Source organism: Streptomyces sp. DI166, from assembly GCF_900091315.1.
Taxonomy (GTDB): Bacteria; Actinomycetota; Actinomycetes; order Streptomycetales; family Streptomycetaceae; genus Streptomyces; species Streptomyces fuscus.
Genome location: NZ_FLSP01000028.1, coordinates 34133 through 45818, shown reverse-complemented (window position 1 = coordinate 45818; position 11686 = coordinate 34133). Strand labels below are relative to the sequence as shown.

The window sequence follows — 11686 nt, the reverse complement described above, 5'->3', positions numbered from 1 at the left end:
CTCCTGGCGGGAGGCTAGGGACGGGGAGGTTGCAAGGACGTTGCGCGGGCCGGGGCCCTCTCCGGCCTGCCCGGCGGATGCTCTCCGGGTGGGGTTGCGCGGCAGCCCGTGGGCGCGCGCTGCCGCGCCCAACTGCGCCCCGGGCCCGCCGCTGGGAGCCATGTCCCGGCTATCCGGCCACCCTCGGCGGCGCCGCCACACCCAGTTCCGACTCCAGCGCCGCCAGCCGCGACCGGACCGCCGCCGTCGGACGTACCGCGGCCAGGGCGCGCCAGATGTCCAGGTCGTCCTCGCCCCACGGCGCGTGCGCCCAGTCCGCCAGGAGGTCGGGGTCACGGCGGGCGATCAGCGCCGTCCGGAGTCCGTCCGCGAGCCGCCGACGGATCCGGGCCACCGCCGGTGCCTGCGAGCCGGGCAGCAGCGGACCCGCGTACGCCGTCGCCGCGGCGCTGACCGCGCCCACTGCCAACCTCCGTTCCACGACGGCGACATCGGACTCGACCGGGGCGGTGAGCCGGTACGGCCGCGAGGCCAGCAGCCCGGGTCCGAGGATCCGGCGCAGCCGCGCCAGCTCCGCCCGCAGGGTCACCGGCGTGACCGTCTCGTCCTCGTACAGCGCGCACAGCAGCTCGTCCCCGGTCAGGCCCTCCGGATGGCGGGCGAGCAGCACCAGGATCTCGCTGTGCCGTCGGCTCAGCCGGATCCGGCGGCCACCGGTGAGCAGGTGCGCCTCGTCCCGGCCCAGGGCGGACAGCTCGTGCCGGTCCGCCGCCGGGCCCGCCGGGGCGAGCAGCGCGAGCTGGGACTCCGCCGCCCGCGCCACCGCCTGTACGAAGCCCAGGCTGTGCGGATGGGCCAGCCCGTCGCCCCCGGTGATGTCCACCGCCCCGAGCACCCGCCCGGTCCGCGGATCGTGGACCGGCGCCGCCGCGCACGTCCACGGCTGCACCCGCCGGATGAAGTGTTCGGCCGCGAACACCTGCACCGGCCGGTCGACCGCCACCGCCGTGCCCGGCGCGTTCGTCCCGACCGCCGCCTCCGACCACCGCGCCCCGGGCACGAAGTTCATCCGCCCCGCCCGCTGCCGGGTCGTGGCGTGCCCCTCGACCCACAGCAGCCTGCCGTGCTCGTCGCACACCGCGAGCAGATGCTCCCCGTCGGCCGCGAACGAACCCATCAGCTCCCTGATCAGGGGCATCACCCGAGCCAGCGGATGCTCCGCGCGGTAGGCGCCGAGGTCGCCGTCCGCCAGCTCCACACTCGCCGTGCCGTCCGGCCCGACCCCCGCTCTCGCGGAACGCCGCCAGGAGTCGGCCACCACGGAGCGCACCGGCTGCGGCACGGTGCCCGCCGCGGTGAACGTCTCATGCGCGCGGCGCAGCACCCGCGCACGCTCGGCAGGGTCGGCCCCCGGCTCCAGGGCCACCCACGGATCGGTCAACTCGGCCTCCCGGGGACACGATGCGGCTGGGGGACATCGTCACTCCGGGTATACGCGCTGACAACCGTTTCGACGTCGGTCACCCGAACGACGGGCCGGTCGCGTTGAACGCGGGCGGTGCCGCTTTCGCGATCACATGGCCGCCTCCACGAGGGTCATGTAGCGCTCCCAGTCCCAGTGCGGCCCGGGGTCGGTGTGGTCGGTGCCGGGTACTTCGTGGTGTCCGATGATGTGCCTCCTGTCCGTCGGGATGCCGTGCCGGGCGCAGATCGCCGCGGTCAGCGCGGCCGAACGCCCGTACAGGGCACCGGTGAAGTAGCCGGGCTCGTCCACCCAGCCCTCGTGTTCGATACCGATGCTGCGTGTGTTGTGCTCCCAGTCGCCCGCGTGCCAGGCCACGTCCGCCTCGCGGACGCACTGCGCGACATGACCGTCGCCGGAGCGGACGACGTAGTGCGCGGAGACCTTCTTCTTCGGGTTCCGGAAGACGTTCAGGGTCTGGGAGTAGCGGGTCTGGGTGACATGGATGATGACGAGGTCGATGCTGTACTGCGCGGGGCGGCGGGCCCGGGTGTAGTTCGCGGCGCTCGCCGGCTGCCACTCGGCGGTGGGGTGGTCGGGAGCCTGGACATGCGCGCCCGCCCGCGGCCAGGGGAGCAGCGCGTAGGGCACGGCGGCGAGGGCTGCGCCCCGCAACAGCCGGCGTCTGCTGGTCAGTGGTCGTGCCCGTTCCATACGGGTGATGCCTCTCGGTCGGTGATCGTGATCGGGGCGCGGGGTGCCCTCGTGTGAATCACCGTACGTCGGGGAGGGGTTGGACGGAGGCGCCGATCAGGTTCCGTGGACGGCACGGGGGTTGTGGAAAACCGGGGAACTCGTGTGGGTGAACAGGTGAGGTCCCGGCGGGGCTTTCAGCCCTTACGCCCTTGCGGCGACTCCCGCCGGATCGTCCAGCACCCCGCGCACCACCCAGTGCGCGGCCCCCAGCAGCGGCCCCTCGGGGCCGAGCCGTGACACGGCCACCGGACAGGCCGGACCCGCTGTCCGTCCCGCCAACTCCGCCTCCAGCGACGGCAGCAGCCAGGGCGCGAGCCCGGCCAGTGCCCCGCCGAGCACCACGCTCTCGGGGTCCAGCAGATTCACCGCGCCGGTCAGGGCGATGCCGAGCGCGGACCCGGCGTCGTGCAGCGCGCCGCGTACCTTCGTGTCCCCGTCCGCCGCCCGCCCCGCGAGCAGCCCGACCCGGTCCTCGCCGGGCTCCAGTCCGGCCGCCCGCAGGACGGCCTCCTCACCGGCGTACTGCTCCAGGCAGCCCCGGCCCCCGCACGGACACGCGGGCCCCTCCGGCCGGACCGGCACATGACCCAGCTCGCCCGCGAAACCCCGGGTGCCGCGCAGCAGTTGCCCCTCCACCACGACGGCGGCACCGATACCGATCTCCGCCGACACGTGCAGGAAGTCGCGGGGTGTGCTGTCGCCGAGCCAGAGTTCGGCCAGGGCGCCGAAGTTCGCCTCGTTGTCCACAGTGAGCGGCACGTCGCCCGGCAGCAGCGCCCCGAGGTCGACGTCGTGCCATTCGAGGTTGGGCGCACGCACGACCGTACGGCCGTCGCGGGCCACCAGACCGGGCACGGCCACCGCGAGCCCCGCCGGCCACAGCCCCTCCGTCTCGGCTTCCGCGACGACTCGGCGTACCAGCTCGGTCAGTTCACGGACCACCGGTTCGGCCGCGCGTCCCCGGTTCGCGCCGTGCCGCACGGCCTTCGCCCGTATCGACCCGCGCAGGTCGACCGCGCACACCGCGAGGTGGTCGACGCCGATCTCCGCGCCGATACCGGCCGGGCCGTGCGCGCTGACCGCGAGTGCCGAGCCGGGCCTGCCCACCCGGCCGGGCCGCTCCGGGCCCAGTTCCTCGATGAGGCCGGACCGGATCAGCTCGTCCACGAGGGTGGACACCGCGGCACGGGTCAGGCCGATCCGGGAGGCGACGGCGGCACGGGAGAGGGTCCCCTCCGCGCTGACGGTGTGCATGACCCGCGCCAGGTTGCGGCGGCGCATGCCCTGCTGGGTGTCGGGCAGCGCGCGGCCGGGACCGGGCGGCTGGGGCTCGTGCAGCGGTGCGGTCATGCCTCCGTCAGTCCTCGCTCGGTGGATGCGGTCGCCGCGCCCCGTTCACCGGGCCCGCGACCCCCGCTCCAGCAGCGGGGCCGCGTCGGAGAGTACCCCGGCGATCCGAGCCAGGGCCGCCTCGTCCCGCTCCACGGCGTCCAGCACCGGGCCGGCTGCGGTGTTCCAGCGCCGGGCGACCGCGGCCGGGTCCTCACCGGTGAGCAGGCCGGCGGCCTGCGCCGCGGCGCCGAGGGCCACCAGTTCCTTGGCCTCGGGCACCTGCACGGGACGGCCCGACAGCCTGCGCACGGTCTCCTGCCAGGCCGTGCCGCGCGCCCCTCCGCCGATCAGCAGCAGGGGAGCGGAGCGGTCCGCGTCCGCGTCGAGGACCAGGTCGAGGGCGCCGAGCAGGGAGTGCACGGCGCCGTCGTAGGCGGCCTGGAGGAGCTGACCGGCGCTCGTGTCGTGGCGCAGGCCGACCAGCAGTCCGGAGGCGGCCGGCAGGTTCGGGGTGCGCTCGCCGTCCAGGAAGGGCAGGAACGTCACCTCGGAGGTGGGCTCCACGGCCTCCCGGTCCAGGCCGAGCAGCGCCGCCACCCGGTCCACCGCGAGAGTGCAGTTCAGCGTGCAGGCCAGCGGCAGCCAGTCGCCGTGCGCGTCGGCGAAGCCCGCGACCGTGCCCGACGGGTCGGCGGGGCGGTGCCTGGACACCGCGTACACCGTGCCGGAGGTGCCGAGGCTGAGCACCGGGGTGCCCGGGCGCAGGCCCAGACCGAGCGCGGCGGCGGCGTTGTCGCCGGTACCGGGGGCGACCAGGGTGCCCTTGGAGAAGGGCAGGTCGTGGTGCTCGCGCACGGTTCCCGCGACTTCGCCGGGCCGCACCACGCGGGGCAGCAGGGCGGGGTCGAGACCCACGTGAGCCAGGGTCTCCTCGTCGTACGCCTCGGTCCCGGACACCCACCAGCCGGTGCCGGAGGCGTCGCCGCGGTCGGTGGTGCCCTGGCCGGTGAGCCGCTCGGTGAGGTAGTCGTGCGGGAGCCGTACCGCCTTGGTGGCGCGGACGGACTCCGGCTCGTGCTCGGCCAGCCACGCCCACTTCGTCACCGTGAAGGAGGCGCCGGGCACGCTGCCGGTGCGCTCCGCCCAGGCCTTCGGGCCGCCCAGTTCCTCGACGAGACGGCGGGCCTGGGGCGCGGAGCGGACGTCGTTCCAGAGCATCGCCGGGCGCACCGGCTCGCCCCGCTCGTCCAGCGTGACCAGGCCGTGCTGCTGGCCGCCGATCGACACGGCGGCCGCCTCACGGGCCGCGTCACCGCACTGGCGCAGCGCCTCGCACAGGGCGTCCCACCACTGGCGGGGGTCGGACTCGCGGCCCGCCCCGGAGGTCACGGTGTGCGGGGCCTGGCCACTGGCCACGACCCGTCCGGTGGCCACGTCGACGACGAGGGCCTTGGTGGACTGGGTGGACGTGTCCACGCCGACGACAAGCGGTCCTTCGGCTGCTGACATCGGGGCTCTCCTCTGGTGCGGCTCGGTCTGCGCCGCTGTCGGCGGCGGTGTGCGGGATGCCCCACGTGGGGCACGTCTCTCGTCCGGGGACACCTGTTCTCTTCCCAGGGACGCGTCGGCATACTAATTTGTAAACGGCCATGACGAAATAGTCGGCAGCAAGCAACTCGCAGCAGGCAAGGAGCCGCGGCATGAACTACCAGCCCACCCCCGAGGACAGGTTCACCTTCGGCCTGTGGACCGTCGGCTGGCAGGGACGGGACCCCTTCGGCGACGCCACCCGCCGAGCCCTCGACCCGGTCGAGACGGTGCAGCGTCTGGCCGAGCTCGGCGCCTACGGAGTCACCTTCCACGACGACGACCTGATCCCCTTCGGGTCCTCCGACCCCGAGCGCGAGGCGCACATCAAGCGCTTCCGCCAGGCCCTGGACGCCACCGGCATGACCGTGCCGATGGCCACCACGAACCTCTTCACGCACCCCGTCTTCAAGGACGGCGCCTTCACCGCCAACGACCGCGACGTGCGCCGCTACGCGCTGCGCAAGACCATCCGCAACATCGACCTGGCGGTGGAGCTGGGCGCGAAGACCTACGTCGCCTGGGGTGGCCGCGAGGGCGCCGAGTCGGGCGCCGCCAAGGACGTGCGCGTCGCGCTCGACCGCATGAAGGAAGCGTTCGACCTGCTCGGCGAGTACGTCACCGCCCAGGGCTACGACCTGCGCTTCGCCATCGAGCCCAAGCCGAACGAGCCGCGCGGCGACATCCTGCTGCCCACCGTCGGCCACGCGCTCGCCTTCATCGAGCGCCTGGAGCGCCCGGAGCTGTACGGCGTCAACCCGGAGGTCGGCCACGAGCAGATGGCCGGACTGAACTTCCCGCACGGCATCGCCCAGGCCCTGTGGGCGGGCAAGCTCTTCCACATCGACCTCAACGGCCAGTCCGGCATCAAGTACGACCAGGACCTGCGCTTCGGCGCCGGCGACCTGCGCGCCGCGTTCTGGCTGGTCGACCTGCTGGAGAGCGCCGGCTACGAGGGCCCGAAGCACTTCGACTTCAAGCCGCCGCGCACCGAGGACCTGGACGGCGTGTGGGCGTCCGCCGCGGGCTGCATGCGCAACTACCTGATCCTCAAGGAGCGCGCCGCGGCCTTCCGCGCCGACCCCGAGGTCCAGGAGGCGCTGCGGGCCTCGCGCCTGGACGAGCTGGCCCAGCCCACGGCCGCCGACGGCCTCGACGCCCTGCTCGCCGACCGCGCCGCGTTCGAGGACTTCGACGCCGAGGCCGCCGCCGCGCGCGGCATGGCCTTCGAGCGGCTCGACCAGCTGGCCATGGACCACCTCTTGGGGGCGCGCGGCTGAGGACCAACCACCTTCCGGGGGTGCGTGTCTGAGGACGGACCACCTTCCGGGGGCGCGCGGCTGAGCGGGCACGCGCGCGTACGGTCCCGCGCGCGGGACGCCACAAGCGGGTGAGCGTCTCGCGCGCGGGGCCGTCCTTCGGTGCATACGGCGGAACCGTCCGGTCCGTGCCATGGGCCGGTACCAACTGCCGCGAGTCGCTCGCGTGAGCCCCGTCGGGAGGTGACCCTGGGAGGTATGGCCATCCCGCCCGTACCTCCCCAGCCGCCCGGTGAGCCGGGCGACACGCCGCCCCCAGGCGGTGGATACGGACCACCGACCAACGGATTCGGGCCGCCGCCCCCCGACGACGGCCAACCCATCTACGGCGGCCCGCCGCCCGAGGGCCCGAGGCGGCGTCAACTGCTCCTCGCCGTGCTCGCGGTCCTGGTGGCGGGCGCGGTCGTCGCCCTGGTGGTGCTGCTCAACTCGGGAAGCGACGACCCGAAGGAGGAGTCGCCCTCCAGGAGCAGCGAGAGCGCCTCCCCGAAGCCGTCCTTCAGCATCCCGACCGAGCTGCCCAGCAGACTGCCGAGCGAACTGCCCTCGTCGCTTCCGTCGGAGCTGCCGAGCGGGTTGCCCAGTGAGCTGCCGAGCGACCTGCCCAGCGAGATCGAGTCGCTGCTGCCGGACATCGGTGACGTGGAACTGCCCTGAGCACGGCGCCACGCGCGCGTGGCGCCCCGCTCACCCCTCGACCGAGGCCAGGGCCGTAGCCGGATCCTGCGCCGGACCCGCGGCCGGCACCCAGCGGCCCCGCTCCTTGCGGTACGGCCACCAGCGGCCGTCCCGCCCCAGCCGTACCTGGGCCGGCGCACCGACCACCGTCCACCGGTTGCCCCTCGCCCGCAGCGACGGCCGCTCCTCCTCGTCCCAGGCCGCGTCCAGCGCCGCACGCGCGCGTGCCAGCGCTTCCCCGGTCACGGCCCACTCCTCCTCCAACACGGCGAGCCCGGGCGCTCCGCCGAGCCGCCAGGCCCGTACGGCCAGGGCCAACTGCTCCCGGTCGCGCCCGGAGCCTTCGGCCAGGCGCTCGGCCACGGCCGGGTCGGGAGCGCCGAGGGCGAGCCGTACCGCGTCCTGCGCGAGCGGGAGCTCCTCCGCGCGGTGGTGCGGTTCCGCGCGCAGGGTGCCCATGAGCAGGCGGTGTGCCTCCGCGGCGGTGCGCGCGGCGAGGTATTCCAGGGCGGCGGGGTCGGTGTCCGCCGGGGGAGGGGTCTCCGTGTCGAGCGAGGGCGGCACCCCCGGCTCCTCGGGCGGCTCCGGGAGGTCCGGCAGCGGCGGCAGGATGTCCCCGGCCGCGAACGCCTCCGCCGCGTCCACTCCCCCCGGTTCGGGCGCCGCCCCGACCGGGCTGACGCCGCGGGCGCTGCGGGCCTGAAGGTCCTCCAGCAACGCGCTCTCGCCGCGTCCCCGCAACAGCAGCAGCACGAAGGGGTCCTGGTCCAGCAGCCGCGCCACCTGGTAGCACAGGGCCGCCGTGTGTGCGCAGTGGTCCCAGGCCCCGCAGTCGCACTCGGCCTGCAGTTCGCCCATGCCCGGCAGCAGATCGACACCGGTGACCGCGGCGTCCTCGACCAGGTGCGGCGGCATGTCGCGGTCCAGCAGCGCCGCCACATGCCCGGCGCGCTCGGCCGTCATGTCCAGGAACCGGTCCCACTGTTCGCCGGACAGCTCCTCCAGCAGGACGTCGGCGCGGTGGTGGGTGCGGTCGCGGTCCTGGACCACGGCCGTGACGCGGCCCGGGCGCACCGACACCGCGCCCACACCGCCCGCGCGTGCCAGTCTGCGGCCCGCCTTGAGCTGTTCGTTGTCCAGCGCGGAGTCCTCCAGCGCCTTGAGCCACGCCAGACCCCACCAGGTCCGCGCGAATCCCTTCCCCCGCGCGGGCGGCAGCGCCGCGAACGTGCGCTCCAGGCTCTCGTCACCGTCGTAGCGATTCATCGCGCGCCCCCTCGCAGCTCCACCAGATCGGCCAGTTCCGCGTCCGTCAGTTCCGTCAGCGCCGCCTCCCCGGCGCCCAGCACGGCATCCGCCAGCTCCTTCTTGCGGGTGAGCATGTCGGCGATGCGGTCCTCGACGGTCCCCTCGGCGATCAGCCGGTGCACCTGAACGGGCCGGGTCTGCCCGATCCGGTACGCGCGGTCCGTGGCCTGCGCCTCCACGGCCGGGTTCCACCAGCGGTCGTAGTGCACGACATGCTCGGCCCGCGTGAGGTTCAGCCCCGTCCCCGCCGCCTTCAACGACAGCAGGAACACGGGCACCTCGCCGTCCTGGAACCGGCGCACCAGCTCCTCCCGCTCGGCGATCGGCGTACCGCCGTGCAGGAACTGGGCGTGCACCCCGCGCTCGGCCAGGTGCCGCTCGATGAGGCGGCCCATGCGCACGTACTGGGTGAAGACCAGGACCCCCGCCTCCTCGGCGAGGATCGTGTCCAGCAGTTCGTCCAGGAGCTCCAGCTTCCCGGAGCGTCCGGCGATCCTCGGCCGTTCCTCCTTGAGGTACTGCGCCGGGTGGTTGCAGATCTGCTTCAGGCCGGTCAGCAACTTCACGATCAGCCCGCGCCGAGCCATGCTGTCGGCCCCGGCGATCTCCGCGAGTGTCTCGCGCACCACGGCCTCGTACAGCCCGGCCTGCTCCGCGGTGAGCGACACCGCGCGGTCCGTCTCGGTCTTCGGCGGGAGTTCCGGCGCGATGCCCGGGTCCGATTTGCGGCGGCGCAGCAGGAACGGGCGGACCAGGCGGGCGAGCCGCTCGGCGGCGGCCGGGTCCTGACCGCCCTCGACGGCCTGCGCGTAGCGCGTGCGGAAGGTGCCGAGCCGGCCCAGCAGTCCCGGTGTCGTCCAGTCGAGGATCGCCCACAGCTCCGAGAGGTTGTTCTCCACCGGAGTGCCGGTCAGCGCGACACGCGCGCGTGCCCCGATGGAACGCAGCTCCCGCGCGGTCGCCGAGTAGGGGTTCTTCACGTGCTGGGCCTCGTCGGCCACCACCATGCCCCACCGCACCTCGCCCAGCCGGGGCGCGTCCAGACGCATCGTGCCGTACGTGGTGAGCACGAACTCCCCGTCTGCCAGGCCCCGCAGGTCGCGCCGGGAGCCGTGGAAGCGCCGGACGGGTGTGCCCGGGGCGAACCTCTCGATCTCGCGCTGCCAGTTGCCCATCAGCGACGTCGGGCACACCACCAGCGTGGGACCGGCCGAGGAGTCGTCGGTCTGCCGGTGCAGATGCAGCGCGATGAGCGTGATGGTCTTGCCGAGCCCCATGTCGTCGGCGAGGCAGCAGCCCAGACCGACGGAGGTCATCCGCGCCAGCCAGTTCAGGCCCCGCCGCTGGTAGTCGCGCAGCGTGGCGGCGAGGGCCGCGGGCTGCGGGACCGGCTCCTGCGCCTCGGGGTCGGCGAGCCGCTCCCGCAAGGCCGCCAGCCATCCGGTGGGCCGCACCTCGACGCGGTGGCCGTCGACCTCCGCCGAACCCGTCAGGGCCGCGCCGAGCGCGTCCACGGGGGTCACCTTGCGGTTCTGGCGCGCGCGGGCCCGGCGCACCTCGTCGGGGTTGACCAGGACCCACTGGTCGCGCAGCCGGACGAGGGGCCGGTTGGCCTCGGCAAGACGGTCGAGGTCGGCGCGGTCGAGCTGCCGTCCGCCCAGCGCGAACCGCCAGTCGAAGGAGAGCAGCGCGTCGGCGGACAGGAACGACGGCGTGTCGGCGGTGAGCCGGGAAGGGCCCTCCTCGTCGTCGGGCGGGCCGACCACCGCGTGGGCGGTCAGTTCCCGGGCGAGCTGCCTGGGCCAGTGCACGTCGACGCCTGCGGCGGCCAGCGCCCTGGCGCCCGCGGAGAGGAGGTCGGTGACTTCCTCGTCGGCCAGCTCCACGGCATCCGGCACGGCGGCCGACAGCAGGGGAGTCAGCGGCGGCCACGCGCGTACCGCGCGTCGCAGCGCCAGCAGGGCGTCCATCGTCGCGCGGGGACCGAAGGCGGTGTTCCCGGCCCATACCTCGGCGGCGTCGGCGACCAGCGCCTGATCGCTCACCTCGTGCACCTGGAGCACGGCACGGAAGGCGGGCGCCGGGTCGAGCGTGCCCGTGTCCTCGGTCAGGCCGGGGACCTCGACGCGCAGCGAGAGGCGTACCCCGGCGTCGTGGCCCGCGGCGACATCGGCCGCCCACGCGCGGTGCTCGGGCAAGTGCTGAGGCTTCGGCGCGGCGTAGGCGGGACCGCCGGTGACGAGCGGTGCCGCCGAGGTGCGCGGCAGGGTGTCCGCCACGGCGTCCAGGAAGGCGCGGACCAGGTGCTCGGGATCGGGCAGCCGCAGCGGGCCCGTGGTGGTGAGCGGTACGGCGTGCGCCTCGGGCGGCATCGCCGCGGCCAGTCGGCGTACCCGCTCGATGTCCGCGCCGCTCAGGGGACCCATGCGCCAGGCATCGTGGTCCGAGGGGGACAGGCCGGGCAACAGCAGCCCGCGTGCGGCGAGTTGCAGCGCCAGCACGGCCGCCGCGCCCCAGAACGCGCCCGCGCGGTGCGCCTCGTCCGCTGCGCGGGCGCGGATCAGCACCGGCAGCGCGGCACGTACGGGCAGCAGTACGGCCGGAACGCTCACCCGCTCGACGCCCTCGTCGCCGGGCACGGCCACGGTCAGGGGCTCGGCCGATCCGCCCACGACGGAGGGCGGGGTGTCGGCGCCGGGGCGCCAGAAGGCGACCCTGCCGGTGCGCGCGGGATCGCCGGGTACGAAGACGGTGGAGCAGCGGGCCAGTTCGTGGAGGTCGGAGTGGGGTGCCGGGAGAGCCGTCTGCACGGGAATGGCGTATTCCTCAAATTTGACTACTGGGCTGAGTCGCCGATGGTACAGCAGGTCCGGCCCGGATCCGGCATGACGGGACTGTGTTCCGCGTCACTCCCGTGGGAGGGTGGGGGCACGCGGGAGTACCAGTAAGGGGCACACCTCAGGGGCGTCTCAGGGTCGAGGTCCGGAACCGCGGGGAGCACGGGTCCGTTTTGAGAGCAGAGAGCGGCAGTGCGCCGCGGAGGAGGCGACACACATGACAAGGAACCAGAAGATCGCCGCAGGGGGTGCGGCGGTCGGCATCATTCTGCTCATCTGGCTGCCCTGGTGGGCAGCGCTCCTGATCATCCTGGGCGTCCCGGCCGCCGCGTACCTCGCACTCGACCCCTCGCAGCGACGCAGGCTGCGCCGCGCGGGCCGCAAGGAGCTCGGCCGCTGAGGCGGCG

9 protein-coding genes are annotated in these 11686 nt (G+C 74.4%); 3 read left to right on the top strand and 6 right to left on the bottom strand.

Annotated features, from left to right (window positions below):
• Positions 1–169 precede the first annotated feature (169 nt).
• The 4 genes from GA0115233_RS16165 to xylB all read right to left on the bottom strand — a co-directional run bounded on the left by GA0115233_RS16165 (position 170) and on the right by xylB (position 5059).
• Complete coding sequence (locus GA0115233_RS16165) at positions 170–1441, bottom strand: GAF domain-containing protein (RefSeq protein ID WP_093720921.1); 1272 nt, start codon at positions 1439–1441, stop codon at positions 170–172.
• 132 nt (positions 1442–1573) lie between these two features.
• Complete coding sequence (locus GA0115233_RS16160; RefSeq protein ID WP_093720920.1) at positions 1574–2176, bottom strand: N-acetylmuramoyl-L-alanine amidase; 603 nt, start codon at positions 2174–2176, stop codon at positions 1574–1576.
• Positions 2177–2359: 183 nt separating this feature from the next.
• On the bottom strand, positions 2360–3568 hold the full coding sequence (locus GA0115233_RS16155; RefSeq protein ID WP_093720919.1) for an ROK family transcriptional regulator: 1209 nt from the start codon (positions 3566–3568) through the stop codon (positions 2360–2362).
• A 45-nt stretch (positions 3569–3613) separates the two neighbouring features.
• On the bottom strand, positions 3614–5059 hold the full coding sequence (gene xylB / locus GA0115233_RS16150) for a xylulokinase (RefSeq protein ID WP_093720918.1): 1446 nt from the start codon (positions 5057–5059) through the stop codon (positions 3614–3616).
• Between the two features lie 191 nt (positions 5060–5250).
• Between xylB and xylA the strand changes: the two genes are divergently transcribed.
• Entirely contained in the window at positions 5251–6417 is a 1167-nt protein-coding gene (gene xylA / locus GA0115233_RS16145; RefSeq protein WP_093720917.1) for a xylose isomerase, read from the top strand.
• Positions 6418–6654: 237 nt separating this feature from the next.
• Positions 6655–7113, top strand: coding sequence for a hypothetical protein (locus tag GA0115233_RS16140; protein ID WP_093720916.1), 459 nt, complete (start codon positions 6655–6657; stop codon positions 7111–7113).
• Positions 7114–7143: 30 nt separating this feature from the next.
• Here the strand turns inward: GA0115233_RS16140 and GA0115233_RS16135 are convergent, their stop codons facing one another.
• Positions 7144–8400: an SWIM zinc finger family protein gene (locus GA0115233_RS16135; RefSeq protein ID WP_093720915.1), complete on the bottom strand. Its 1257-nt coding sequence runs from the start codon at positions 8398–8400 to the stop codon at positions 7144–7146.
• Positions 8397–11252: a DEAD/DEAH box helicase gene (locus GA0115233_RS16130; protein WP_255310217.1), complete on the bottom strand. Its 2856-nt coding sequence runs from the start codon at positions 11250–11252 to the stop codon at positions 8397–8399. The genes GA0115233_RS16135 and GA0115233_RS16130 overlap by 4 nt, the downstream gene beginning before the upstream one ends.
• A gap of 244 nt (positions 11253–11496) precedes the next feature.
• On the opposite strand from GA0115233_RS16130, the gene GA0115233_RS16125 reads away from it, so the two are divergent.
• The gene (locus tag GA0115233_RS16125) at positions 11497–11679 is read left to right on the top strand and encodes a hypothetical protein (RefSeq protein ID WP_093720913.1); all 183 of its coding nucleotides are present in this window, start codon (positions 11497–11499) and stop codon (positions 11677–11679) included.
• Positions 11680–11686 lie beyond the last annotated feature (7 nt).